This window comes from Lysinibacillus sp. NPDC048646, assembly GCF_050272295.1.
Taxonomy (GTDB): Bacteria; Bacillota; Bacilli; order Bacillales_A; family Planococcaceae; genus Lysinibacillus.
Genome location: NZ_JBNNLZ010000034.1, coordinates 1 through 25,400, shown reverse-complemented (window position 1 = coordinate 25,400; position 25,400 = coordinate 1). Strand labels below are relative to the sequence as shown.

Below are 25,400 nucleotides of genomic sequence, written 5' to 3'. Positions count from 1 at the left end.
ATTGATGTATGATCTTAGTAGATAAATATAGTTTTTGTATCTTCATAAAGTTATATGAGGCACTAGTACATCAATTAATTGCTACAAAAAAATAACAAGCAATTTCTTTTACAATCAATTAAAGGAAATAAAATGCTTATCGAAGAAATTTTAACTTGAATTTAAATATGTTTTTAATAAAATAAAACCTTAGAAAAGAGAAATTACTTTGAGTAAACAAAGAAATATAAAAATTGCGGAAGAGATATTAAAAATTTCTGATACAATCAAAAAAGAACGTTCTGTAAATTATTACAGTAGTGACGTTTTGAATAAAATAAAAGAAACTAGAGAAGTTAATATTACAAATTTAAAAACTAAATTAGAAGTATGTAATAAGGATGTAGTAGAAACTGTTATAAAAGAAATTAATAAAAACGAAGGTAAGGTAGGAGTTTTAAACTTTGCAAGTGCTAAAAAACCCGGAGGTGGTTTTTTAACTGGAGCAACTGCTCAAGAAGAATCTTTATGTAGAGCAAGTGACTTGTATTTATATTTAAAAAATGTAGACGAGTTCTATAAGAATCCAAAGCATCGTACAAATGGATTGTATGACAATGATTTAATCTATAGTAAAGGTGTAAACTTTGTATTAGATAATTCAGGTAATCTTATGAATGGAATGGTTACAGCTGATGTAATTACTTGTGCGGCAGTTAATTTAGGTGATATAAAAGATAAGAAACAAAATGACTTACTTAGTAAAGTAGACATGGAAATGATTATACGAATTGAAAACATTGTAGAAATTGCTATTAAAAATGAAATTGAAGTATTAATTTTAGGAGCTTTTGGATGTGGTGTATTTGGTAATAGTGGATATAAAGTAAAAAATTATTTTGAAAAAGTTTTAAATGATTCTAAATATAAAAACCGTTTTAAAAAAGTAGTATTTAGCGTTTATAGAGATAATAATTTATATAATATTTTTAAAGGTATAAGAATTTAAATTCTTATACCTTTAAAAATATTTATGGAAGGTGTAGTTATTTGCAATTTACCGAGCAAAAGGCAGAAAAAGATGGTATACCTGTTTGGACAGAAGGGAATGTCACTTCAAGCTGCATAATGCCAAGAATCCTGTCAATGCCAGTTATTAATAAGATAAAAATAATAATTACGATTACAATGGCGACATATAAGCCTTGTTGTACGGCTCTTTTCGCATCAACAAGTTGGGAGACAATGGGCGTAATTGCTAGTAAAATCCCTGAAAGCCCTGGTAAATACATGTAGCTTATCTTAATTAATGTCTATCAAAATACTTTTTATGATTTCAGAATCTAAAGTTAATGACCATCCATCTTTATAGTTTACTGCAAGAGCAATATCATCACTTGGGTCAATAATAAATCCTTCCAAATCCATACTTAATTTGTTCAATCTCTATGAAATAATATAAATCCATCGTCTGTTAAATTTTGAATTTCCTTAATATACTCCGAATCTTTTCTTATAATTTTCGATACATTTGCCTCATAATTTTTCTCGTAATCTTTTAATATTTTAGTTAGAATTTTTTATTCACGTTCAGATAAATCAAAAAACTTTTCAATAGCTTCTGTAAACACATCATCACTACAAGTAATTTCTAATTTTTGATAATAACTCGATATGAGCAAAATCACAACCTAAAAATCCCCAATCTGTTGTAAAGGGGATTCATCATCATATAGTGGGGGATTTCCGTTCTGGCTGGGCGCTTTCCGGGGGGCGTCTGATGAGCCGCTTCGGGGCAACAGATGTTTTATGTAGCGAAAGCGAAGCGTCAGCTACAGGATGTTGGTCACGAAGGCGTGTGCTGCTGTCGCTTCGCTTTCGCACAGATAAATTGTCACAGAACGTGACGCTTTTAGCCTTCGTTCCTTTATTGTGATCCTCCAGGAGTCGCCCAGTCTCCACTCCAATCTAATCAAAAAGCCAACTCCAATTAATGTACTCTTTAATAGAATGTACGTAAGCCCGTATTCAAATAACGCATATAAACACGCAGCACCTCCCGGTACTATAAAGGTATCAATTAAAGGAGGTGCCTTTCATATGCCACAGCAAAAATTAACAATTATCCCCGTCACATTATATCCCGAACTTAAAAATCCCTCTGTAGTCAACTCAACAGAAGATCCCCGCATTAATACATGTACGATTAAAACAGCAACGGTGGAAATTTCCTTCTATAATGGCGTAGATGAGCACATTATTCAAAGCGTGATGAGGGAGTTGAAACTTCTGTGAAACACGATTTTACTAGCGTAAAAAATATCTACATCGTTTGTGGAAAGACGGATATGCGAAAAGGCATTGATGGCTTAGCTACACTGATTCAAGATTCTTTCGAACTTGATCCCTACAGCGATTCGGTTTTCCTGTTTTGTGGTCTGAGTAGATCGATACAAATGTTTGTATTTTGATGGGGATGGGTTCGCCCTACTTTATAAACGCTTAGACGGCGGAAAACTCCAATGGCCGAAAGCTGAAAATGAAGTACGGAACCTTTCGCAACAAGAGCTTCGCTGGCTTCTAGAAGGTTTATCGCTACAGCAGCCAAAGGCAATTCAAAAAACACCAAAAGGTGTATTCTAAATTCACTTTCTTAAATGGTATAATATGAAAATCTTATACGAACGGAAAGTGGTGAATGTTTTAGTGAACTCTTCTTCTAACAATGAGAAAGTAATTAAACTTCTTGAAGAACAGCTTGATTATATGAAGCAACAAAACAAAGACTTATCTAAACAGATTGAAGCGCTAACTGAACAAGTACGCTATTTAACAAAACTTTTATACGGATCGAAAACCGAGAAATCAAAATACACTGCACCAGACGGGCAAGGATCATTATTTGATGATGATCCGTCTTTTAGTGATTCTGAGCACACAGAAGAACAAAGCACTCACATAATTTACTATACAGTTGTACGTAAAATACATAAGAAAAAGCGCAATGATTCACTTCGTGATGGCCTAGAAATAGAAACGATTCACCATCATCCAGAAAGTACGAAGTGCGACTGTTGCCATGGACAAATGAGTGAAATTGGCTCAACTATCGCACGTGAAGAAGCGGAATTCATTCCCGCAACGATGATGAAAGTTCAACACGTTGAACATGCTTACGAATGTAAAAGCTGCAAAAGCAGTTCATACCAAAAAGCGCAGATTAAACGCGGGAAAGCGCCACAACCTGCCATTCAACGTAGTATTGCAGGTCCAAGTGTTCTGGCAAAACTTATCTATGATAAATTTGTCCAATACTTACCTCTTTACCGTCAGGTAAAGGAATGGGAACGTCATGGCTTACATACGAATGATAAAAACCTTTCAAACTGGGTCATTCGCGCAGCAGGGGATTGGTTATTACCTGTTTACGAACAAATGAAATTAATCATGATGGCGAAATCTGTTTTACATGTCGATGAAACATATGCACAAATACTTAAGCGTTCGGATGGAAAGTCCGGTCAATCGAATGCCTATAATTGGGTTTACCGAAGTGTGCCGAGCCAAGGTCCCACGATTATTCTATTTCAGAGTTCGTTATCACGAGCTCGGTCTGTCCTTGAAGATTTTACGAAAGGTTATACTGGCACAATTGTTTGTGATGGTTATTCTGCTTACGGCAAACTAGAAGGTGTAACCTTCGCCAATTGTTGGGCACATGTTCGTCGTTATTGGTTGAAGGCGGATAGTAAAAACGGGCAAATCGGCGTAAAATATTGCGATGATTTATATCGACTTGAACGTAAGTTTAAGCACCTGCCTCCAGGGAAACGTCGAAAACAACGTAAAAAGCTTTCGGAGCCAATCGTTGAAAAATTTCTGGATTGGGTTGAAAAATCGCCGTTCTACGGAAAAAATGCGCTTGCAAAGGCTGCGGAATACACACTCAATCGAGTGAATGGTCTAAAAGCATTCTTGAATGATGGGCGTATTGAAATCGATAATAATCCAGCTGAAAATGCCATTCGTCCCAACGTCATAGGGAGAAAAAATTGGCTTTTCTCTGTCAGTGAAGCAGGTGCAAAAGCAAACGCCATCTGCTTGAGCATCGCAGAAACGGCCAAAGCAAATGGTGTGGACTTCTATCAATACCTGATGAAGTTAATGACGGATTTACCGAATCTGGATATCCACCGAAACCTAGAAATTTTAAATCAGTACATGCCTTGGTCAAAAAACATCCAAGCTGCATGTGGAAAATAAAATAGCCGTATATCTGATAAAAAAATCAATGATATACGGCTATTCGTGATGCGTACCGAAAAGGTGCGCCTATTTTTTTATAATTCGGGCTTACGAATGTACATCCATTGCTAGAATCCTGTCTCCTTTAATAACTTAGTAGTTGCTTGGAGCGCAAGCGCGAGACTCCTACGGGAAAGCGAGACAGTCAAGACCCCGCAGGAGTGAAGAATGAACGACGAGGAGGCTTGACGCTCACCGTGGAAAGCGAGTGCAGGATTGGAAAGCAACTACCACTTTATTAGATGGACATAAATGTTTGGTGATTTGCTCATTATGAGTAATAATTAAATGTTTTATTATCATCAAATTCAAAATTCTAAATCATCATAGATTGGTGTGGTAGGGATTGGAACTTATTGTCTTTTACTCTTAACGATATCCAACCAATCATTCCTACATCTAATTACCAAATCCGCATTCAACTTTCTTCCGAAACCACCTTTAATCATTGTTTCATCATGACATAGCGCTTCTATATCATTCTACTATTAAAGATATAGTAGCAATTAGTCATGCCTCTTTTGTTTCATTTCCCTTTTTTTTCCTTCCATCTATCATTAACGTACCTCCTAACAGAACGGTGTAACATTTTTTTCATTATAATAAAATTAAATACTTGACCGATTGGTTAGTTTTAAGTACAATTTAACTGACCGTTCGGTTATATTTGTTTGGTAAGCCAATTATTTTTTAGAGTGGAATTGGATGATGAGAAAGAAATTCAAATATAAACATATGATATGTCTAGCTAGCTCTGAAATTCAGTTTTAAGTAAGTAGAAAAGAATAGGGAGAGAAATAGATGAAAAAAAGAAAATTAATTATTTTTGCGATATTACTCGCATCGTTAACTTTTTTTATAAGTTTTAGTCAATTTTTAAGTCCTTCTCAAGAAGAAGTGGGGGAAACAGAACAGGATTTTTCATCGGATCGAGCTCTTAATTATTTAAAAGAAGTAGCAAAGGAACCGCATCCAATAGGCTCTTCTGCGAATAAAAAGGTAAGAGATTATATTGTCAAACACTTTCAAAATATAGATATTCCTGTTGAAATTCAATCGAAGCCAGTGAAGGATATAAGTGGTGGGGAATATGCTATAGAAATAGGTGCAGAGAACGTTGAAAATATTATTGCAAAAATCCAAGGGACATCCGGTGATGATAATGCAATTTTATTAACAGCTCATTATGATTCTGAAATAGAAACTCCTGGAGCATCTGATGATGGTTATGGCGTTGTCACAATTATGGAGGCAGCAAGAGCTTTAAAACAAATGCCGGCACCTAAAAATACAATTTATTTTGTGCTAACAGACGGTGAAGAGCAAGGTTTACTCGGAGCGAGTGCTTTACAAGATCGAACGGATATTTTAGACGAAGTACGTGTTATGCTAAACTTCGAAGCAAGAGGTAATACAGGGGTGCCGATTATGTTTGAAACGAGTTCAAATGATTTAAAGTTGGCGCAATTATATAAGGAGACTGTTCCATACCCTGTAGCATACTCCTTTGCTTCTGAAATGTATAAAAAGATGCCGAATGATACAGATTTTACCGAATTAAAAGTAACAAAAAAATTAGGGTATAACTTTGCAAATATGGGTGGTTTAGAGGCATATCATGCAGAGATAGATCGTGTAGAGAATAGTGATGAGGAAACGATTCGTCACTTTGGTGATTATGCCCTTCCTTTAGTGAAAAAGTTTATGATGATGGAAGAAAAAGAGTTTCAAGCTTTAGAAGAAAGTAAAGGTAATGCGATCTACTTTCCATTAATGAAAAAAACATTAGTTGTGTACTCTGAAAAGTTAGTAATTCCATTGATGATTTTTTTACTTGTCTTAACAGGCGCCATATTCTTCTTTAGCTTTAAAAAGAAAGTGACACAAATGAAAGGATTTGCTCTTAGTTTATTAGCGATCATTGGTAGTCTTGTTTCCATCTTTGTTTTCTATTACCTTCTAATTCGTCTATTAACAATTGTATTTAATGTTGAAATAGATGAAGATGACATAGTTATATTTGGCACCTATGATCCGTTGATTCTTACGTTGATGGTCTTACTCGCTATTGTGTTCTGTATCTTTTTTGCGAAGTGGATTTCGAAAAAATGCGGTAATGCGAATTTCGCCATGAGCTCGCAAGTTTTATGGATTGTATTGGCTGTGATTGCAAGTCTTACTTTCAAAGGTATTAGTTTCGCATTCACGATTCCAGCGATAATTAGTTTGCTGCTGATTTTTCCAATTATATTAAAAGTAAATTGGGCGAAGGCTCGTTATCATTATGTAGCAGTTGCAGGATGGACAATTTCAAGTATTTTATTACTTGCGCCAATTATGTATATGATCTATGTGGCAAAAACAATTAGTATAGCACCTATAATAGCCATTCTAATGGCATTCATTACACTCCCTATAATAGGAATCGTGAATTGGTTAATGACAAATGATCGTGAAGCATAGCCGAGTTTTAAATAAAAATGAGGAGAAAACCGATTTCGTTTTTCTCCTTATTCTTTTCTGACATGCAGGAGGGGTATCGGAATTCATTTCATCATTTATTAGCTATAAGCACGAGCTTTTCCAGATGATTGTTTACTTGACATGGAAGAACCACATCGAGCACATTTAATTACACTTTTTGAACGAGTGGATAGTAAACGCTGGGCTTCTTCAAAATCTTTTTTGTCTATAATAGCTGGTACAACGTTTTCAATTTAAAAGTATTGGTCTTTGTTAATGCGGTAGTTATAGCGCATAATCCCCATGTAAATCATATTCATTAACTTTGATAGAGCAGATTTTCAAAATAGAATTTGTTCCGAAATGGCTAGGGAAAAAGATAGTATAAAAAGATTTCTAAGAAATTCTTTAGAAAAATTTATATAGAATTTTGACAATAAGCTTAGTTGGGGTTATTATTTACCTAACGTTAAGTAAGAAAGGTGAAACAATGAATAATAATCACACAGTATTAAATTTTTCAAAAACAGATAAAGTTATCTTGTGGCTTGGTTTTCCACTTATCGGTTTAGTTCTAGGTTGGTTTCTTCCGAGTATTGCTAAATGGGCAAGTACTTTGCCGTGGGTGCCTTTCTTTCAGGGACCTTTAAACTTAATCGCATCCTATAATGGAGCTTGGGTAGGTTTGATAACATTGGTCCTTGGTTTGATTGCGGGAATTGCATTGACTTTATTGTCTTTTCATGAAAGCTTAGAAATGACTCTATACGATGAGAAAGTTATTTTTAAACTTAGAGAGGATGAAACTATCTTAAAAAAGGAAGATATCTCACTTGTATTTATGGATGGAAAACAAATAGTTGTGTTAGGTAACGATGAGAAAGAACTTTTCCGATATAAGCAAGAGCTTAATAGAAATACAGTGAGTGCTGCCTTTATAAAACATAATTATCTATGGAGTGATATTGATCCATTTAAAGAAGATTATAAAAAATGGGTGGTGGATTGTCCTGATTTATCACCAGCAGCTAATGCTTTATTAAAAGCTAGGAAAGTAGCGATTGAAAAAAGTGAGGATGAAGAAGTATTTCAGTTGGCTAAAGAGCTTTGGAAACTAAGAGTATCAGTTAAAGAAAAAGATAAAAGTCAATATTATCGATAAACGACAAAGATTTAATACGAAGGAATTTCCTTTTTAATCTCTTGTAAATTAAATACTTCACAGATAAATGACTAGTCAAAAATAGCTTTCAGCGCATAATAATAGAAGTGTAAAGCTAATCTAGCCTTACAAAAAACTCTCCTGTTTTGGGTCACTTTCTATAAGGAAGTGATCTTTTTTAAAATTATTAATGATGGATATTTTCAAGGGCAAAATAGCAGATGAAAGTGTTACTAAGTAATCCCTTGCCTAACAGACAAATACAAAGTAAGTACCAGCGTATTGGATACACTGACAAGCAAAGTCCAATAAACCAATTTTTTACATATTGACAAACCATAAAAGTAAAGTTATAGTCAATTTATTCAACGTTGAATATAAAAAGGTGATCTAATGACAAAATTATTAGTACTTGCTATGCTAGGACTAAAACCAATGACAGGGTACGAAATTAAAGTAATGCTTGAGATGAATGATGCTGAAAGATGGGGCGGTGTTCTAATCGGCTCTATATATAATGCATTGAAAAAGCTTGAAAGAGAAGGTTATATAGAAGTGGCAAGCATTGAATCCACAGGACATAGACAAAAGGTTATTTACCAAATTACTGAAAAGGGAAAAGCATATGAGCAAGATTTAATTATCGAAGCTCTTGAAAAATCTTCAGTCGTTTATCCTACTACCTTGTATTCTGGTGTTGCTTTTGCATGTAAACTTCAAGATGAGAAAGCTGTTTGTGCCTTAGAAAAGCAGAAAAAAATCTTGGAAGGTGAAGAAAAGGCAATAGCTGCAGGCTATCAAGCTAAATTGAATGCCATGCAAGGAGAGATTCCAACGTTAACGCAATTAGCATTTGATAATATGTTAGAAATAGTGAAAGTACAGTTAAAATTCGTTAATCAAGCAATTCAAATAATAAGAAAAGATGAAAATAACTCTCTCAATTGAGGGAGTTAAAAAATATCTATATGTTCAAAGTTGAGTATACAATGTTGAATAGGAGGGCAAAAGGTGAAAAAATTAATTAATGCTTGTCATTTAACAAAAAGTTACAAGAAAAGACGTGTCATTGATAACATCAGCCTTGCAATCGAAGAAGGAGAAATTATTGCGCTTATTGGTTCTAATGGAGCCGGGAAAACTACAACTATCAGTATGCTTCTTGGTATACTTCCGCAAGACTCTGGGACCATTGCTTATTGGACACCTGATTTCAAAAAGGAAATTGGAACGCAACTTCAATCAACACCTTTTTTCGAAGGCTATACTGTGGAAAATAATTTAAAGTTATTCGCTGCATTTTATAATGTTGTGCTAACAAACAAGATAATTGATGAAAGGCTCGCCTCCTTTGACTTGTTACAGGCTAAAAAGACACCTGCTATCAAGTTATCTATAGGGCAACAAAAACGCTTAGCCATTCTTGTAACAACTTTGCATAATCCCAAACTAGTAATTTTGGATGAACCTTCTGCTGGATTAGATCCAAGGGGGCAAAAGGACATACAGCGTATGATTAAAAGCCTGAAGGACAACGGGGTTGCAGTGCTATTTTCTTCTCACGATATGTTGGAAGTAACAAAAGTTGCTGACAGAATCATCATTATGAACCAAGGGAAAATAATAGCAAATGGTTCGCCGAATCATTTATTAGAGCAATATCATGCTCAAAACCTAGAGGATCTATTTTTCGAATTAACGAGTTGAGGGAGTGAGCGAATGAAGACTGTTTTTATGTTAAATTTGAAATCAAGTATGAAAGATATGTATCTACTTTTTTGGTCGATTTTAATGCCATTTGCTGCGATTATAGCCTTAAGGATGTTTGTCCCAAGCTATTCAGAAAACTATGTAGATGGACTTATTGCCGTTAGCGTATTCTTTTATTCATTCATGACGACAGCTTTTGTGTCGTTGTCCCAAAGAAAGAGGGGCGTTTATAATTTACTTCATGCAACACCCATGCCTTTATGGAAGTATATCGTGGGTGTTGCGAGTTCATGGTCTTTAATAGCCATTACCCTTGCATATATAGTGCTGTTGTTTTCTGTAGTCATTAACCAATTGAACTTGTCATTAATGGCTCTAATTTTCATGGCACCTATTATTCTGATAGCATCATTAAGCTTTGTATTTTTAAGTTTTTTTGTGTCAAGTCTAGTGAAGAATGAAGGGCACCTAAGTATGACGGCGAATTTACTAATGATACCTATGCTACTTTGTAGTAATGCCTTTTTCACAATGGAAAAAGCACCTAATCTTATACAATATATCAGTGTAGTAAATCCATTCGAATGGTTTCTAAACGGTATTAAAGGGGCATTATTAAATAATTTTAGTATTTGGGGACAGTCACTACTAGTATTAATAGGATGTTTTGCATTGTCACTCATTGTATCTTTAAAATCATTTAATTATAGTGATCGATAGGTATTGTTAAGGAAGCCAGAGGCAAGAGTACCGTAAACTGACTGTAGCGTGTGGCGATCCAGCGAGAATAGATTTATGCCATTTGATCATGCGATTAAAAGAACTATAGTACAACGTAGGAGGGAAACGAAAGACAGCATTAACACTCAAGTTTGGCTAATGAGAGGGAAGTTATGTAAAAAGACATACACAGTAACAACAGTCTGAAAATAAAAATAACAAGGCTATGATAATATTAGACAAAGAAAATACAAAATACATTTAACAAGGAAGAAAGAAATCATGAACACTTTTTATAATGCAGTAACTTTTATTAATAATAAGATATATGAACCGAATAATCTAATCATTGGCAACATTCAAGAGGAACAACAAAACGCAGAATATGGAGCGGGGAAGTTCACTTTAAATTTGAAACCTATTCGCTTTAGGGTAGCTAAAATAACTCCAACTAAAATCGGACAATTTGTAACTTTTTGGGAGAAAGATGACGGCAATAAAAATCAGGCATATAATTCCAAAGATTTTCCAGACTTATTAGTTATCACTACCTTTAAAGATAATAAGGTCGGTCAGTTTGTTTTCCCAAAGGAACTTCTGATGAAAAAAGGTATTCTAAGAACAGATGATAAAAAAGGTAAGATGGCAATCAGAGTCTATCCTAGTTGGGATAAACCAAAAAATAAGCAAGCAGTGACTACTCAAAAATGGCAATTACCATATTTCATCGATTTAACTGATAATAATACATTGACTAATCAACGAATAGTGGAACTATATTCTTAAAAAATAAACATAAATGTAATGACTTAAAACAATACAAAAAGGCATTTGTTTGCTTGAATATTTGACAACAATTAACATCTATTGCTTTTAAATGGTCAATCAAAACTTATCGAACAACAGCGATAAGTTTTTCAACGTTGTGTTCTTTTTGGTCATATTCACCTTTTAATTAATGGTAACTATTATAGAAATACAAGATCAAATGTTGATCGATGCTCGACTCTTGGATTGGATAGTTACGCAAAAATAGTTTGTAGTAATCAACAAAGAGTTGCAAAAAGATAGAGCATGAGAAGTTGGTCCGAGTGATAATATATATAGTTAATTTCCTTTTTATTGAAAGTTTGTTATACTTTATATTGAATATAGCTTTAAGAGGTGAGTTTATGGAAAAAGATACGTCATTCGATTATCAGTATCCCAAACACCAGAAACGACGTCATATCGGAGAACGTAAAGAGTTATATGTCATTAAAATTACGAAGGAACAAGTAGATCGGTTAATTGAGGATATTGATAAAACATTAAAGACGTCCAAGTGATGTCTTTTTTGTACGTTAAAACAAAAAAAAGGTGAGGTGGATAGAAATAGCTGCGTCAATATTGTCGATAGCTAGTGATAAACATGTAAAAGAATTTATAGAATGAAACGATGACCATTGACCATTTGGATGGTTTACATATGACAATTCAATAGTAACGATAGTAGAATAAAATAAGTTTAGCCCGATCAAGTCTAGATACAATCGGGCTAATTCACCATAATACTGGATTTTTAAAATTTTTCTTCCAGATGATTTGGGCATTTTAAGGGTTACTGATTTCGGTTGGGGAACGAACACTATAAACAAAAAGCCTGATTACATATGAATTAGGAAATCGATCTTTTTATGGATTCGACGAGAACACTCGTGACTTCAGTCGTGAGTGGTTCAAAGTTATTCTTCAATTGTTTCATCAAATGTTTTTCTACCAGGACTAACTTTATTTACATGAATATCTAATTTGCTAATTGACTCTCCAGTCAATGGTATCTTACCGTCTACTTCTAATGTTTTCCATGTTTTTACGTTATTTCGATATAGATATTCTGATAAGCGAAAAATATCAATATCCATTTTTAATGCTTCTTCATAGGTTGCTTTAATATCTTTTTTAATTTGTTTAACGATGCCCTCTCTTATTTCATCGGAGGTTACTTTTCCTTTGAAACCATTAACTATTGCATTAAAAGTTATAGCTATTTCAAATTTAACATGATTGTTTTTTACAATTGGTTTTACGTCTAGACTTAATTTTTCTAAATCTACTGTTAAGTAATCATTTTCCCGACCTTCTAATTTAAAGGTTACTTCACCTCGGCTCTTTTCACCCAGCATCCATTGCATACCTCTCGCAGCATCATCCTTGATAAAACCTTTAAAACCATCTTTTGAAAGTACACCTACACCTGTTAAAGCAGTTTCCACGGATGACTGGTCTGTTGTCTGCCATTTTTTATTAACAGTCACTAATGGAATACTGACTTCATGGCCTGGTTCATTCAATCCAACTATTAACTTCCGTAAATTAATGGGTTCAACAAATGATTCTTGTGCACCTGAATTGAGTGGGTTACTCAGTTTCGAAGCTGTAAGAGATTTGTTGATGATAGGTGTGATTAAAAGAATTTCTTCAATAGAATCTTGTGTGGAATAAGCCCAAATTTGATATCTTGTTTCCCTATGACGTAGAAAACTGTCGATAATTGGTACAGCATGCTCACTTTTCATTGCTTCTTCTGACAAAATAAGGTGGGTCATATGTCCCCAGAATACTTTTTGATCGATGGAACGATATAATTTAAAAAATGCCTCCTCCATCGTTTTTCCTTTAGCACGTCCAATTTCAGCCTGTGTTGAAGTTTGATTTGGTTGCTCAGATTTAGCTACAGTTGCAAAGTCGATAATTTGCATGAATATTTCATATTGGTCATCCTTGAAATCAATACCGACTCCAAGAATATAATACATTCTTTGTGGTTCCGATACATCCCAACATCCCGAAAGAAAAAGTGTTGCAGTTAGACTTATTATTAATATAATTTTTTTCTTCATTTTTTCCCCTACTTTTTAGAAGTCCTTTGTAATCTTAATGTACTGAGGGCTTTAATTGATACATTTTAAGCATGGACAAAAAACGAGAAGATTATGAGTAATTAAAAACTTCTCTTAAAGAGTACGGAGCAGCCCTTCAGTTTTACTTTGAAGGACTTCTTGCCGCACCTGACCAATGTTTAATCTTTTAATATGTATTCGATGCACCTCAGACCGTACCTAGCTTCTGTAACCTATATAACTAATGAGATTTAACAACAGTAATCATACGAACTGTATTGTTGATATGGCAAGAATCATTTTCAAATCTGCCCCTAATACGATTTCGCCCAGAGGTAGTTCTTGAGCAGGCCCTATGATTACCTAAGAATAGCAAAGAAGAAACAATGATTATTTAGGACAATGGAACAACCTACCTGCAGACATTTTGTTAGTAGCTGATTGATTAAAAAATGTTCAAATTGAAAATATAAAAGCCACCGGTGGGTGTGGAGCAGGGGAAAAAGGGAGATAACTTCAACCTCTTACCTATTGTACAATCCTTCAAGTATAAATCACTCAAAAAGGGAAAGTGTATTTACTGGAGGTGATAAATATGACGAGGGAAAAAAGAAATAAGGACATAGATCGAGAAGAATTTGGGAATGATTTAAGTCCTGACGATTTAGATGTACGCGAAGAGAATGATCTTACAAAGGAACAAATTAAGAATTCAAACGAAGTAAAAGAACAAAAAGAAGAGAATCTGTAAACACAAAAACTGAAAAATCCCCAGTTTTATACTGGGGAAAACGGTTTATCAGGTTATATAAAAGTTATTTTTCTGGATAATCTACATGTAATGGTGGTGGAACTAACCAACCTTTAGTTTTATTAAGACGTAAGAGTTTGGCACCAAGCTGTGTTTTGCTTGTATGAAATTGACCATACATTAAGGCAACATCTTCTCTAATAGACATGCCCATTTGCATAGAAATGTTCACAAATTAATCCACGCTACAGGAACAGAGACGATTGAACGATATAAGAGCCTTCTCCAATTGGATGGTAAACAATTGAAGAAATTAAACCAATTTCGTTGCTTTAGTCTAAAAGATTAAGATGGAACGCCGTATGAGCTGAAAGGTTCACGTACGGTGTGGAGCAGGGGAAAAGATGGAGATAACCTCAAAGTCTTACCTATTGCTATAAAAAAAAAGCCGCAGCGGTCAACCAACGCCACAGCCTCTATAAGTGTGTGCGAAGACACTCAATATTAGTGTGTGCAAATTAAGGTTACCAATACATAAAAAAAGCCGCAACGTGATCAGACGCTACAGCCTAGAATTGATTATGCCTTTTGATGGTGCTTATCAACATCATTATACCACAACTTAGGCGTGCAAACCTAATGGGCAAATAAATATATGTTGGATCAATGGCTAAAGGATTATTCCTGGATGGTCTTGCAACAAAATAGCGAAAAACAAAGACGAACAGGTCAAAGAAGTCGAATACAGTGGTATTAAAACCGCTATTTGGGGTATCGAAGCTAAGTTGCCAAAAGCTAGAGGGGGCAACAGTGATCCAGTGAGCTATGAGGCTACTCGACCAGCGCAGTTTTATCCACATGGTGTATTACCTTATGAGTAGAAGGTTAGAGAGATTCAAAACCGAGCAAGTAACGTTATAGGAGAACGTGAAGTAAATCAATTTTTAAATTATATACCAAAAAGAGCACCCCTTCATTTTTCAACGTTTCATCATTCCTAGAGCAAAAACCCCGCCAAATCAACATTTTTACGCTATAATGATAAACGAGGTGAAGAAAATGTTAGTAAGTGAAAAACAGATTGAGATTCGCTATGCCGAAACAGATCAAATGGGTGTGGTGTACCACGCAAACTACATCATATGGATGGAGATTGGACGTACACAACTAGTGAGCGATGCTGGTTTTGAGTATGCGGCATTAGAAAAAGAAGGCTATGTATCGCCAGTGATGGATTTATCCATTTCATATAAGGCAGCTATGCATTACGGACAGGTAGCAACAGTACGCACATGGGTGGAAAAGCACGACCGTTTACGTACAACATATGGCTATGAAATTTTACATGAGGATGGAACAGTCGCTGCTACGGCGCAGTCAGTACATATTTTAGCTCAGAAAGAAACGCTAAGACCTGTCTCGCTAAGTAAAATTGATCCTGTGTGGGATGCAAAATATAAAGAAATTGCGCTTGAGCAAAAATAGGTGAACAACTTATGGAAATTTTACTAGGTTTAGGCGCTGTTATGGCTTGTCTTGGGGTGGTACTTGGAGCATTTGGAGCACATGCATTAAAAGATAAATTTTCGACGCCACGATATGCGGTCATTTGGGAAACGGCCGTACAATATCATATGTATCATTCCCTAGGTCTACTTGTTCTTGGTATTTTATCTAGTGATGCACTTTTAGGAACATCTAGTATGCTTTCTTGGGCAGGCTATTTCATGTTCGCAGGCATTATTTTCTTCTCAGGCAGTTTATATACGCTTGCAGTTACAGGGGTAAAAAAACTAGGAGCTATTACACCAATCGGTGGCATGTTATTTATTGTCGCTTGGATACTTGTAGCCATTAAAGCTCTTGCATAACAGAAGGTGCTGTACACTTTGTGCAGCATCTTTTTTTGATTTCATTGGGAAACTGTTGAAAGCAAAACCAAATTTATATCGATTGATTGAAAAAAATGAAACAAAATGTCCTTTCTTGCGTAATACAGTAGTGAGTAAGTTATTTTTAATGATAAAATAAGCGTAAGATATTTTTTGAAGGTGGGAATAGATATGGGTTTATTAAAAGCAGGCGTTGGTGCATTAGCAGGCGTATTAGAAGATCAATGGCGTGAGTATTTCTATTGTGAGTCTCTAACAGCAGACGTTCTTGTAACGAAGGGTGTAAAGCGTACTTCTAAACGTGGAACGAATAAAGGGAATGATAACATTATTAGCAATGGCTCCATTCTTGCGATTAATGAAGGCCAATGTATGATGATTGTTGAGCAAGGGAAAGTAGTAGAATTCTCTTCAGAGTCTGGCGAATATGTATATGATACCTCAACAGAACCATCAATTATGTATGGCAATGATCTTTCTTCGAACATTATGGAAACGTTTAAACAAATCGGAAAACGATTTACTTTTGGCGGTGAAACAGCGAAAGATCAACGCGTGTATTACTTCAATAAAAAAGAAATTATTGGTAATAAGTATGGTACACCCGCACCTATTCCTTTCCGTGTCATAGATAGAAACATTGGTTTGGATATTGATATTGCTATTCGTTGTCATGGGGAATATTCGTATAAAATTGTTGATCCATTATTATTCTATACAAATGTATGTGGGAATGTGGAACGTGAATTTACACGCGATGCGATTGATAGTCAATTAAAAACAGAACTCATGACAGCATTACAACCGGCCTTTGCCCAAATTTCAGCAAGTGGTGTGCGTTATAGTGAAATACCAGCACATACAATGGCCTTAGCCGATGCATTAAACAAGGTGTTATCGGAAAAATGGCTAGCAACACGTGGGCTGGCAGTTGTGTCATTTGGAATAAGTTCTTTAAAAGCGTCTGAAGAAGATGAAGCAATGTTGAAACAATTGCAACGTAACGCAGTGATGCGTGATCCTGGCATGGCAGCCGCTCATTTAACAGGGGCACAGGCTGAGGCAATGATTGCAGCTGCTAAAAATGAAGGTGGCGCAATGGCTGGCTTTATGGGTTTGAACATGGCAACGCAAGCAGGCGGTGTCAATGCAGGGCAGCTATTCCAAATGAACGAGCAAAATAAACAAACGCAAATGGCACAAGCATCCACGCAGGCACAATCGGCGGCAACACCAGATGCATGGACATGTGCGTGTGGGCATGAAAATACAGGGAAATTCTGTTCGAATTGTGGTGCATCAAAACCAAAGGCAGAAGGCTGGGCATGTACATGCGGTGGGGTCAATAAGGGAAAGTTTTGTAGTGAATGTGGTGCAAAAAAACCGATTGGAGCATTGCAAATTGCTTGCGATAAATGCGGTTGGGAGCCAGAAAATGTGGAGAATCCACCAAAATTCTGTCCAGAATGTGGTGATGTTTTCGATGAAAATGATAGGAAGTAAGGGGATGACTAATGATGACGGCACAAGAAGTAGAAAACGTCAAAGAAGCAAAGCTTGAATTCGACGCTGAATGTCCATCATGTAGTGCATCCATTGAATTTAACCCAGCCATAGGAAAGTTAACTTGTCCTTATTGTGGCTTCGAGACAGAAATTGCAACCCCAGAAAAAGAAGAAGAAAAAGTAGCACAGGAAATGGATTTTGCTCAAGCTGAGGAACGTGGTAATTTTAATTGGGGTGTTGAGAAAAAAACAGTTATTTGTAAAGCCTGTGCGGCGGAGACAATTTACGATGCATTACAAGTCGCTGACAGTTGCCCTTACTGTGGTTCTAATCAGGTAATGGAGGCAAGTGCAGAAAATACACTTGCGCCAAATGGGGTTTGTGCGTTCGAGGTGACAGACAAACAAGCAGGCGATCATTTTCAAAAATGGATTAAAGGAAGATGGTTTACGCCAAAAGCTGCAAAAATAAGTGCAAAGCCAGATTCCTTTAAGGGGGTGTACCTACCTTATTGGACGTTTGATACAAAAACAAGCTCACGATACTCGGCTAGCTATGGTAAACATCGAACAGTGACAGATAAAGATGGTAATACGCGTACTGAGACAGATTGGTATTCGACAAGTGGCTTCTATCAAGAGTTTATTGACGATCATTTGGTAAGTGCTACAACACGGTATGATCGAGATATGATGCGTAAAATCGAACCATTTAATTTGCTGAATAATAAATCTTATAAGCCTGAATATGTGACCGGTTTTCTGTCAGAACGATATAGCATCGGTTTGCAGGATGGATGGCATCAAGCGAAGAATGATATTCAAGATCACCTTCATGCGCAAATAACAACAAAAATTCGGCGTGAAAAACACGCAGATGTTGTGTCAAATTTGCGTTTCTCTACGAACCATGATGACATTACATATAAATATTTAATGTTACCAATTTGGCTATCTTCCTTCCGCTACAAAGAGAAAATTTACCGCTTTATGGTAAATGGTCAAACAGGTCGTGTGGGCGGCGATGCACCAATCTCACCACTACGCGTAACCATTGCAGTTCTCTTATCATTAATTGTTATTGCATGTATCTGGTATTTCTTTATGTCTGAATAGTCATGGCAATATTCTTGCAGTATGGTTAACATACTGCGGGAACATTGCTTTTTTTATGAAGAAAATTGTCGAAATAATGTCGAATGATGTAAATAAATTAAGCGAGTATGATAAATGTCACTATTCATCACGGTACTCTCTATGTATAGTTGCATAAGCTATACTGGTAATAATATTTCACGATAGATGAGGAGCACAGCATTTAATGAAAAAGAAAATTGCATGGGTTACAGATACAGCAGCATTGTTAGACGAAAAATTCATACAGGACAATCAAATTCACGTACTACCACTGAATATTGTATTTGAAGAAGGGGCATTACGTGAAACTGTTGATATGACACATGACGAGTTTTACGATAAATTACGCAATGCCAAAACACACCCAAAGACGTCGCAACCTGCCATTGGTGAAGTGGTAGAATTATATCAAACATTAAAGCAACAAGGCTATGCTTGTGCAATTGCTATTCACACATCGCAGCATTTATCGGGCACTTATTTAAGCGCTTTCACAGCAGCGGAGCAAGCACAATTTGAAGTGCATCCAGTCGATTCAAAAATTGGCTCTTTCCCAATGATGAAAATGATTGAGCTTGGGCAGCAATTAGAAAGAGAGGGCTTTGAACCAGACGCTATCGTTGAAAGAATTAATGAGCTTGCAGACCATAGTAAGTTATCCTTTATCCCATCGAGTTTATCGCAATTGCACAAAAGTGGGCGAGTTACAGGGACACAGGCCTTTTTAAGCAACCTTTTAAACATTAAAGTCGTTATTTCCTTTGATAATGGAAAAGTTGTGATGAAAGAAAAAATACGAACAGCAACTAAAGCAAAAGCATATGTAGAAAAGCTGTTAATGATAGATTTAGAGTCAAGTAATATTCCTGAGGTAGCTGTCATTCACTGTAACAATGAAGAAGGTGCTGTGTGTTGGAAGGCATTACTTGAAAAAGCATACCCTCTTATCAATTTTTATATTTTGCCATTGAGTGCATGTGTTGGTGTTCATGCAGGGGAAGGCACACTTGGCTTGAGCTGGGTATGTCAACCTGAGCTAGCTCCGTACAAGCAACAGGAAAAAGAATTAGTGACAATATAAGTGAAACATTTATTTTCTTAAATAAAGGCATGTGAAGTTGCGAATTTCCGATAAACAAATTATCATACAGTCAGAGAGCTTTTTCATTTAATGAACTGTGAATGTGATGTTATTTTTGAATAACAGTAGGTGAGTTATTCAAGTATGGAGGTTTCGACAATGGATGCAATTGAAGTGTTAACAAATTTAGACCAAATAAATGGGTATTTTCAACCTATATTTAGCGCAGATGCGCATACGGTGATTGCCTACGAAATTTCCGGACATTTACAAATTGAAGGTCAACAAATTAACTTAAAAGATTTTGTGAATAATGAGGATATTCCAGAAGAATATAGAATAGATATGGAACATAAAATTTTGCATGCTGCTTTAGCAAAAATAGAGGAAGTAGCAAATGAAATTGACATCTATATTCCAAGTAACCCCAATTTATTGATGCAAGATTTTGGGGAAAGCCATTTTAATATTATACAACAATATTTACGTGAAGAAGATTTACATCGCATAGTGTTGGTTGTATCTGAACATCGCTTTTTAGGAGATATCAATAAATTACATCATGCCCTGCGTTATTTTACAACTTTCGGCGTGAAAATTGCTGTACAAGAGGTAGGAGCTGAAAGTCATTTAGAGCATATTGCTCTACTTTCTCCACAGATTTTAAAAGTGAATATTCGTGAATTGAATTATGATTCCTGGTCAGCCCAATCAGACATGATTTCAGCAATTGGAAGTTTAGCATATAAAATTGGCGCAAACTTATTATTTGAAGGTATCGGAACTGTCTATCAATTGCAATTTGCTTGGAAAAATGGGGGACGTTTCTATCAAGGACCTTACTTGGCTAATGCAGCCATAAATTTTGTGGAAAAAGATGTGCTGAAGGAAAGGTTTAAACAGGAATGTCAACGATTCATTACCTCAGAAAAGAAAATGCTTGAGGCGCAGTATTTTGAACTTAAGAAGTTACAGGAAGAGTTAGAGGCAATCGTTCACCGTGTCAAACCTTCTAGTGATGACATTGCCCATTTAGAATATTTAGCACAGCTGTTAGATCGCTATTCTTTCCGATTATATATTTGTAATGAAGACGGGTTTCAGCTAACGCCCAACGTGATGCGTGTAGAAGGACAGTGGGAATTACAACCAAGTGCTATTAATAAAAACTGGAGTTGGCGTCCATATTTCCTCCAAACGATTATTAAAATGCGAAATGATCAAAGTGGAGAAATTTCTGAACTGTATCGAGATATTGAGACAGGAGAAATTACACGCACATTTTCGATTGCAATCAATGAACATGAATACCTGTTTGTCGATCTTTCCTATGATTTTCTTTATGAACATAATATATTTAGATAGTCTTTAAAACGTTGATATATCAAGGGTTAGGGGTACAAAAAGTACATTGTACCCCAAATTTAGTCCTTAGCAGTTTTCAAAAACAGCCCTAATTCTTCAGGTTAAATAATTTTCATCTGCTTTATTGGAGACGTTAGTTGTTTCATCAAATGCGATTTTGGTAAAATGATTTCGAAGTAAAATTTCTTCTTGTACTGCATTGATAGCGATTTTAAATAAATTGTGGAGTAATCTGACTGTACAAGGTTTATTACTTTTTTCTAACTCGTTAATGTAATGTTTGGATATACGATGATGTCCAAGGCTCTTTTATAAAATTATAATGTTTTAACTTGCTCAATTTTTAATCCGAAAATTTGAGGTGGTTCAACTTTGTTCATTTGTAAATATGTGGATATTTGTCCGCGGTGATGGATTTCATGTTCTGGAATTGCCATAAGTATTCTCCACACACTAACTTCATGACCATGAAGGGTTAAAACCTTTTTTGTCAACACATCGTTGCCAACTTTTAATAGACCCTCTGTTAGTTTAATCTGACATGCCTCTAAATAATTTGAAATATCCTCAAGAGAAGCACCCTTACTAGTATCATGTCCTGTGTATATCCACGAACCATGTTCAAATATACCAAGAAACATCAATCGAGATGATGCAATATGTCGCAATAAATCACCTGTAGAAAATTTATCTTCAGAAGGCTTCCAACTTATGAGCTCATTAGGTATTACTTTCACATATTGCATCGTTCGTTTATGAATACCATCTAAATAATTTACATATTCCTTTATATCATGAATCATGTTGCCACTCCTTAATTTTTCTGACTTTTCTTATCTTATATTCTTCATTCTTTGGAAATAATCCTTTAAATTGTAGAATCGAGTATAGAAAATAAAGGGTTGCTTATTAAGCCATAGGGGGATTAAGTTAAATAATCCATAAAAAGCCCACTTCATGATGGGTGGTCTAAAACGAGTTAAGGTAGTAAATAAGCAAAAGCTATTAACTGATGAAATAGAAGTGCCAGCTATTAATTTAGGACGAATTAAATTTTTTGCTTCCAAAGGCATAACAGATAAATTTCTATTTTTCCATTTTACGAATATATGCTAGTTGTCCAATATGGTATGCATTATGAGTTGCGGCATTAGATATTATTGCCCACCATTCAGCCTTCACAGGATATCCATTTACAATAGATAAAAGTTGCTCTTCCTCAATGAGTTCTTGCCATTGAAGTAGTATTTTTAACAACTTTTCTTTTAATTCAACGAAAGTATCCGCATCTTTAACAAGAAAAGTATCCTTATTATTGGTTTGTGAATCGGCATTAACTTGATTTTCCTTGTACCATAATTGCCAAGTTTCATTCCAATATATTAGATGCTGGACAATTTCAGCAATACTATGACTTGAATCATCAGGTTTCCAAAATGCTTCTTCTGCAGATAGTCCTTCAACTGCTTCATAGAATGAGATATACCAACTACGATCATTAGCATTAGCTAGAAGTTGATCTAACAATACGGTTTTAGCATCAAACATTCACTTTTCATCTCCTTAAAATTATTCTTTTCTGAATAGTATATCATTTTGATGAACGGTTCGTAGATAATACGTCGTACTAGAAAGATATTGTGCAGGGGTGAAGATATGAATAAACGTATTAAGAAAAAGAAAAGTATGTGATTAGAGAAAGTTTCGTCTTAACTATTTCACTGCGTAAAAGAATCCCTAAAATTAAAGGAATTTAACAAATAATGCAGAATATAACAATTGTAAGGCTAATTTTGAATATAGGAGGAAATAAATTATGAAAAAGAAGAAAACAATATTTTCAGTTGCTACAGCAGCTATTCTGCTTTTAAGTTTGTCATTTGGTTCGGTGGCAAGTGCTTATAATGTGGAAGGAGCAGGTAGTGGTGGTCCCCCTCCACCTAAGTGTATTCCTGGAAAGCCATGTCCAATCCAATAGGTAATTAAATTGTGATATAAAAAATTACGCCTGTTGATTATCTAGTTTCTTCCAATAAAATCGCATAGAAAAAGAGAGATTCTCATGTAAAATAGTAGTCACCACAACAACTGTTTACGAAATGAGGAATCTCTCTTGCCCAAGAATAACACGATTTTTACGCTACTTCAAAACTTTCTTCCGGAAACCGAGCTTCAAGCGATTTTAGCGGAATTAGTTAAAGAAGTATTTAATAAGTTTTATCTTTGGTTGAGGGAAAATACAGAATACCAAAAGGTTAATGAGTATTTTAAAGAATTACTAAGCAACTTACACTGGTTTTATAATGATAACGATATAGTTGAAAACATTTATATTAACTTCTATCATTAGATAAGTACGTAATTTACTATTACCATTAACTACTCCATATTGGAATAAACAAAAAAGGTATTGGGAATTAATTTTCCTCAATGCCTTTTTTGTATTATTATGGGTTTTTAAACCCTTCTAATAAATTCGACACAATTTCTGTTCTATTTAAAAAAAGTTCTTGAATAGGTAAAACTGCATAAGATGAGGAAGAAGTTGTAGAAAATAATCGTTGTTTATCGTAAATAATATTTATCTTAAATTGACTATTATTTAGATTATATAATTTTAGAGACTTTGATAACTCATTATATATTTCTTGTCCGCCTCCACTTTCAAATAATCTTTCTATAGCTATTTTTCCATAGAATCCATTCCACCAAGATAAAAATAATTTAACACTTTCTGAAAATCCAAACTCTCCATTTACATTTCTATCAAACAGTTGCCGGTAGAATGAACCATCATTTTCCAAAACCCCATTACTATCGTAATATTGGTTTTGCACATTTTTATATATTACTTCATTCCATATCTCTTTAAATTTAATGTCAAATTTCCCCTTTGGCAAGATACCCCAACTCAAACTGTTAAAATCAGGAAATAAAGGCTGTGGATTATTATTACTATTATTATTTAAAAATAAGTTTTGTATAAATATTAGATAATTTAAAGAGTACGGAGCTATTGTTTCTAAATGGAGTTGATTATTTTTAGCATTATTTAAATCAAACATGAATTCGCACCTCACTCTTTTTTAAAAAAAATTATTGGATTATATTGTTAATATTTTACCAAAAGTATTGTAATTATATTAAAGAACTCTTCTTTCCTAACATTATGATATTATTATTTATAGTTCAAGCAAAAGTTATTACTAGTATATAAAAGCTATTCCGTTATTATATGCTAAAGGGCTTGTATAGTATACTTTTAAAGAAGGGGATTCCACTGCCTCTCCTGAAAATCTTGCAAGGTAACTAACTCCTTTTGTCAAAGAAACGCCATTTATATCAGCAACACCAGATATTGAAGGACCATACCCCCCTCCTGAAAAATACATTGACCCTTTAAAAGCACCGGTAGACTGAGTATAATATCTTCAAATAATGCACCAAAAATTTTGAACTACCCCGTAAAAGTTAGACATAAAATCTAACTTTTACGGGGTGTTTTTTATGACCAAATTTACTTCAGCTGAAAAATAAGAATCGTGATACGTTATATAAATGGACAACAAAGTATCCATCATATTGCTCGTGAAGCAGGGATTAATAAACCAGAATTAAGGACTTGGGTTTGTTTATATGAACATCATGGCACTGAAGCTTTCATGAAATCCTATATAAGTTATTCAACAGAGTTTAAAATGGATGTACTTAATGATATGAACGAAACGGGCATGTCCCTTATTGATCCAGCTGCGAATGAAGAGCGATAACATGAATCGGCTACACTAAGTTGGACATAAAAAATAAGGGCTAGTACACTTAGACTACCAACTTAAAGGAGCGTGCTACTATGTCACGTCAACGTCGAACTTTTACATCTGAATTCAAATTGCAATTAGTGAAGCTTTATGAAAATGGAAAATCTCGTGCAGATATTGCTCGAGAATACGATATAACGCCTTCGGCTTTAGACCGCTGGATTAAAAACCATCAAGAAACCGGTTCATTCGCTGCCAAAGATAATCGCTCTGAAGAAGATAACGAACTAGCTCAATTACGCAAAGAAAACCAACGTTTACTGATGGAGAATGATATTTTAAAGCAAGCAGCGCTGATCATGGGACGAAAATAGATGTGATTCGAAATAACACTCACAAATATCCTGTATCAGCGATGTGTGACGTCCTCGATATTCCGAAAAGTACGTATTACTATCATGCAGATTTGTGTGGTAAACGTGCGCTTAAAACAGAAGATAAAGAGATTTCTAAAGAGATTGCACTCATTTTCAAAGAATGCCGAAACAATTATGGTACTCGTAAAATTAAGAAAGAACTAAGTAAATTACCAGATCCAAAACACGTATCACGTCGCCGAATCGGACGTTTAATGAAAGGACTTGGACTAGTTTCAAACTATACAGTAGCACAGTATAAGCCGCATAAATC

The 25,400-nt window shown here is 35.0% G+C and carries 24 protein-coding genes and 3 pseudogenes; 21 read left to right on the top strand and 6 right to left on the bottom strand.

Going from position 1 to position 25,400, the window contains the following annotated elements:
* Positions 1-208 precede the first annotated feature (208 nt).
* Positions 209-988, top strand: coding sequence for a TIGR02452 family protein (locus ACQKII_RS22680; protein ID WP_427462711.1), 780 nt, complete (start codon positions 209-211; stop codon positions 986-988).
* Between the two features lie 37 nt (positions 989-1,025).
* On the opposite strand, the gene ACQKII_RS22675 is transcribed toward ACQKII_RS22680, so the two are convergent.
* Complete coding sequence (locus tag ACQKII_RS22675; protein WP_427462710.1) at positions 1,026-1,271, bottom strand: hypothetical protein; 246 nt, start codon at positions 1,269-1,271, stop codon at positions 1,026-1,028.
* Positions 1,272-2,079: 808 nt separating this feature from the next.
* Between ACQKII_RS22675 and ACQKII_RS22670 the strand changes: the two genes are divergently transcribed.
* The 10 genes and pseudogenes from ACQKII_RS22670 to ACQKII_RS22625 all read left to right on the top strand — a co-directional run bounded on the left by ACQKII_RS22670 (position 2,080) and on the right by ACQKII_RS22625 (position 11,667).
* Positions 2,080-2,274 (top strand): hypothetical protein, encoded by a 195-nt coding sequence (locus tag ACQKII_RS22670; RefSeq protein ID WP_427462709.1) that lies wholly within the window; start codon positions 2,080-2,082, stop codon positions 2,272-2,274.
* 53 nt (positions 2,275-2,327) lie between these two features.
* Positions 2,328-2,622: pseudogene (gene tnpB / locus ACQKII_RS22665) on the top strand (IS66 family insertion sequence element accessory protein TnpB).
* A 24-nt stretch (positions 2,623-2,646) separates the two neighbouring features.
* A complete protein-coding gene (gene tnpC / locus ACQKII_RS22660) occupies positions 2,647-4,242 on the top strand; it encodes an IS66 family transposase (protein WP_427462708.1) in 1,596 nt (531 codons plus the stop codon).
* An 843-nt stretch (positions 4,243-5,085) separates the two neighbouring features.
* Positions 5,086-6,747, top strand: a complete 1,662-nt coding sequence (locus ACQKII_RS22655; RefSeq protein ID WP_427462707.1) for a M28 family peptidase — start codon at positions 5,086-5,088, stop codon at positions 6,745-6,747.
* 490 nt (positions 6,748-7,237) lie between these two features.
* Positions 7,238-7,909: a YqeB family protein gene (locus ACQKII_RS22650; RefSeq protein ID WP_427462706.1), complete on the top strand. Its 672-nt coding sequence runs from the start codon at positions 7,238-7,240 to the stop codon at positions 7,907-7,909.
* Between the two features lie 393 nt (positions 7,910-8,302).
* Positions 8,303-8,857 carry a PadR family transcriptional regulator gene (locus ACQKII_RS22645; protein ID WP_427462705.1) on the top strand — a complete coding sequence of 185 codons (555 nt, stop codon included), beginning with the start codon at positions 8,303-8,305 and terminating at the stop codon, positions 8,855-8,857.
* A gap of 63 nt (positions 8,858-8,920) precedes the next feature.
* On the top strand, positions 8,921-9,616 hold the full coding sequence (locus ACQKII_RS22640; protein ID WP_427462704.1) for an ABC transporter ATP-binding protein: 696 nt from the start codon (positions 8,921-8,923) through the stop codon (positions 9,614-9,616).
* 12 nt (positions 9,617-9,628) lie between these two features.
* Positions 9,629-10,339 carry an ABC transporter permease gene (locus ACQKII_RS22635; RefSeq protein WP_427462703.1) on the top strand — a complete coding sequence of 237 codons (711 nt, stop codon included), beginning with the start codon at positions 9,629-9,631 and terminating at the stop codon, positions 10,337-10,339.
* A gap of 282 nt (positions 10,340-10,621) precedes the next feature.
* The gene (locus ACQKII_RS22630) at positions 10,622-11,125 is read left to right on the top strand and encodes a MepB family protein (RefSeq protein WP_427462702.1); all 504 of its coding nucleotides are present in this window, start codon (positions 10,622-10,624) and stop codon (positions 11,123-11,125) included.
* Between the two features lie 386 nt (positions 11,126-11,511).
* Positions 11,512-11,667, top strand: a complete 156-nt coding sequence (locus ACQKII_RS22625; RefSeq protein ID WP_369436083.1) for a hypothetical protein — start codon at positions 11,512-11,514, stop codon at positions 11,665-11,667.
* A 396-nt stretch (positions 11,668-12,063) separates the two neighbouring features.
* On the opposite strand, the gene ACQKII_RS22620 is transcribed toward ACQKII_RS22625, so the two are convergent.
* Positions 12,064-13,221, bottom strand: coding sequence for a Ger(x)C family spore germination protein (locus ACQKII_RS22620; protein ID WP_427462701.1), 1,158 nt, complete (start codon positions 13,219-13,221; stop codon positions 12,064-12,066).
* 595 nt (positions 13,222-13,816) lie between these two features.
* On the opposite strand from ACQKII_RS22620, the gene ACQKII_RS22615 reads away from it, so the two are divergent.
* Positions 13,817-13,972: a hypothetical protein gene (locus ACQKII_RS22615; protein WP_427462700.1), complete on the top strand. Its 156-nt coding sequence runs from the start codon at positions 13,817-13,819 to the stop codon at positions 13,970-13,972.
* Positions 13,973-14,036: 64 nt separating this feature from the next.
* Here the strand turns inward: ACQKII_RS22615 and ACQKII_RS22610 are convergent.
* Positions 14,037-14,204: pseudogene (locus tag ACQKII_RS22610) on the bottom strand (DUF3231 family protein); the annotation flags it as partial.
* A gap of 827 nt (positions 14,205-15,031) precedes the next feature.
* On the opposite strand from ACQKII_RS22610, the gene ACQKII_RS22605 reads away from it, so the two are divergent.
* The 6 genes from ACQKII_RS22605 to ACQKII_RS22580 all read left to right on the top strand — a co-directional run bounded on the left by ACQKII_RS22605 (position 15,032) and on the right by ACQKII_RS22580 (position 20,952).
* The gene (locus ACQKII_RS22605; RefSeq protein ID WP_427462699.1) at positions 15,032-15,457 is read left to right on the top strand and encodes an acyl-CoA thioesterase; all 426 of its coding nucleotides are present in this window, start codon (positions 15,032-15,034) and stop codon (positions 15,455-15,457) included.
* A gap of 11 nt (positions 15,458-15,468) precedes the next feature.
* Positions 15,469-15,843, top strand: coding sequence for a DUF423 domain-containing protein (locus ACQKII_RS22600; RefSeq protein ID WP_427462698.1), 375 nt, complete (start codon positions 15,469-15,471; stop codon positions 15,841-15,843).
* A 192-nt stretch (positions 15,844-16,035) separates the two neighbouring features.
* The gene (locus ACQKII_RS22595; RefSeq protein WP_427462697.1) at positions 16,036-17,367 is read left to right on the top strand and encodes an SPFH domain-containing protein; all 1,332 of its coding nucleotides are present in this window, start codon (positions 16,036-16,038) and stop codon (positions 17,365-17,367) included.
* 14 nt (positions 17,368-17,381) lie between these two features.
* Positions 17,382-18,485, top strand: a complete 1,104-nt coding sequence (locus ACQKII_RS22590) for a hypothetical protein (protein ID WP_427462728.1) — start codon at positions 17,382-17,384, stop codon at positions 18,483-18,485.
* Between the two features lie 205 nt (positions 18,486-18,690).
* Positions 18,691-19,587 carry a DegV family protein gene (locus tag ACQKII_RS22585; protein ID WP_427462696.1) on the top strand — a complete coding sequence of 299 codons (897 nt, stop codon included), beginning with the start codon at positions 18,691-18,693 and terminating at the stop codon, positions 19,585-19,587.
* Between the two features lie 159 nt (positions 19,588-19,746).
* Complete coding sequence (locus ACQKII_RS22580) at positions 19,747-20,952, top strand: EAL-associated domain-containing protein (protein ID WP_427462695.1); 1,206 nt, start codon at positions 19,747-19,749, stop codon at positions 20,950-20,952.
* A 317-nt stretch (positions 20,953-21,269) separates the two neighbouring features.
* Here ACQKII_RS22580 and ACQKII_RS22575 read toward each other — a convergent pair whose 3' ends face one another.
* Positions 21,270-21,755 carry a DinB family protein gene (locus tag ACQKII_RS22575; RefSeq protein WP_427462694.1) on the bottom strand — a complete coding sequence of 162 codons (486 nt, stop codon included), beginning with the start codon at positions 21,753-21,755 and terminating at the stop codon, positions 21,270-21,272.
* A gap of 283 nt (positions 21,756-22,038) precedes the next feature.
* Positions 22,039-22,500: a DinB family protein gene (locus tag ACQKII_RS22570; protein ID WP_427462693.1), complete on the bottom strand. Its 462-nt coding sequence runs from the start codon at positions 22,498-22,500 to the stop codon at positions 22,039-22,041.
* Positions 22,501-22,768: 268 nt separating this feature from the next.
* On the opposite strand from ACQKII_RS22570, the gene ACQKII_RS22565 reads away from it, so the two are divergent.
* On the top strand, positions 22,769-22,930 hold the full coding sequence (locus ACQKII_RS22565) for a hypothetical protein (protein WP_427462692.1): 162 nt from the start codon (positions 22,769-22,771) through the stop codon (positions 22,928-22,930).
* Between the two features lie 469 nt (positions 22,931-23,399).
* On the opposite strand, the gene ACQKII_RS22560 is transcribed toward ACQKII_RS22565, so the two are convergent.
* Positions 23,400-24,017, bottom strand: a complete 618-nt coding sequence (locus ACQKII_RS22560) for a group-specific protein (RefSeq protein WP_427462691.1) — start codon at positions 24,015-24,017, stop codon at positions 23,400-23,402.
* 477 nt (positions 24,018-24,494) lie between these two features.
* On the opposite strand from ACQKII_RS22560, the gene ACQKII_RS22555 reads away from it, so the two are divergent.
* Positions 24,495-24,722, top strand: a complete 228-nt coding sequence (locus tag ACQKII_RS22555; protein WP_427462690.1) for a helix-turn-helix domain-containing protein — start codon at positions 24,495-24,497, stop codon at positions 24,720-24,722.
* Between the two features lie 80 nt (positions 24,723-24,802).
* Positions 24,803-25,400: pseudogene (locus ACQKII_RS22550) on the top strand (transposase); the annotation flags it as partial.

What these genes read in the sequence shown, in the direction of transcription:
- ACQKII_RS22675 (WP_427462710.1), bottom strand. Translation starts at nt 1,271, where the DNA reads ATGTATTTACCAGGGCTTTCAGGGATTTTACTAGCAATTACGCCCATT.
- ACQKII_RS22670 (WP_427462709.1), top strand. Translation starts at nt 2,080, where the DNA reads ATGCCACAGCAAAAATTAACAATTATCCCCGTCACATTATATCCCGAA.
- tnpC (WP_427462708.1), top strand. Translation starts at nt 2,647, where the DNA reads ATGAAAATCTTATACGAACGGAAAGTGGTGAATGTTTTAGTGAACTCT.
- ACQKII_RS22655 (WP_427462707.1), top strand. Translation starts at nt 5,086, where the DNA reads ATGAAAAAAAGAAAATTAATTATTTTTGCGATATTACTCGCATCGTTA.
- ACQKII_RS22650 (WP_427462706.1), top strand. Translation starts at nt 7,238, where the DNA reads ATGAATAATAATCACACAGTATTAAATTTTTCAAAAACAGATAAAGTT.
- ACQKII_RS22645 (WP_427462705.1), top strand. Translation starts at nt 8,303, where the DNA reads ATGACAAAATTATTAGTACTTGCTATGCTAGGACTAAAACCAATGACA.
- ACQKII_RS22635 (WP_427462703.1), top strand. Translation starts at nt 9,629, where the DNA reads ATGAAGACTGTTTTTATGTTAAATTTGAAATCAAGTATGAAAGATATG.
- ACQKII_RS22630 (WP_427462702.1), top strand. Translation starts at nt 10,622, where the DNA reads ATGAACACTTTTTATAATGCAGTAACTTTTATTAATAATAAGATATAT.
- ACQKII_RS22625 (WP_369436083.1), top strand. Translation starts at nt 11,512, where the DNA reads ATGGAAAAAGATACGTCATTCGATTATCAGTATCCCAAACACCAGAAA.
- ACQKII_RS22620 (WP_427462701.1), bottom strand. Translation starts at nt 13,221, where the DNA reads ATGAAGAAAAAAATTATATTAATAATAAGTCTAACTGCAACACTTTTT.
- ACQKII_RS22615 (WP_427462700.1), top strand. Translation starts at nt 13,817, where the DNA reads ATGACGAGGGAAAAAAGAAATAAGGACATAGATCGAGAAGAATTTGGG.
- ACQKII_RS22605 (WP_427462699.1), top strand. Translation starts at nt 15,032, where the DNA reads ATGTTAGTAAGTGAAAAACAGATTGAGATTCGCTATGCCGAAACAGAT.
- ACQKII_RS22600 (WP_427462698.1), top strand. Translation starts at nt 15,469, where the DNA reads ATGGAAATTTTACTAGGTTTAGGCGCTGTTATGGCTTGTCTTGGGGTG.
- ACQKII_RS22595 (WP_427462697.1), top strand. Translation starts at nt 16,036, where the DNA reads ATGGGTTTATTAAAAGCAGGCGTTGGTGCATTAGCAGGCGTATTAGAA.
- ACQKII_RS22590 (WP_427462728.1), top strand. Translation starts at nt 17,382, where the DNA reads ATGACGGCACAAGAAGTAGAAAACGTCAAAGAAGCAAAGCTTGAATTC.
- ACQKII_RS22585 (WP_427462696.1), top strand. Translation starts at nt 18,691, where the DNA reads ATGAAAAAGAAAATTGCATGGGTTACAGATACAGCAGCATTGTTAGAC.
- ACQKII_RS22580 (WP_427462695.1), top strand. Translation starts at nt 19,747, where the DNA reads ATGGATGCAATTGAAGTGTTAACAAATTTAGACCAAATAAATGGGTAT.
- ACQKII_RS22575 (WP_427462694.1), bottom strand. Translation starts at nt 21,755, where the DNA reads ATGATTCATGATATAAAGGAATATGTAAATTATTTAGATGGTATTCAT.
- ACQKII_RS22570 (WP_427462693.1), bottom strand. Translation starts at nt 22,500, where the DNA reads ATGTTTGATGCTAAAACCGTATTGTTAGATCAACTTCTAGCTAATGCT.
- ACQKII_RS22565 (WP_427462692.1), top strand. Translation starts at nt 22,769, where the DNA reads ATGAAAAAGAAGAAAACAATATTTTCAGTTGCTACAGCAGCTATTCTG.
- ACQKII_RS22560 (WP_427462691.1), bottom strand. Translation starts at nt 24,017, where the DNA reads ATGTTTGATTTAAATAATGCTAAAAATAATCAACTCCATTTAGAAACA.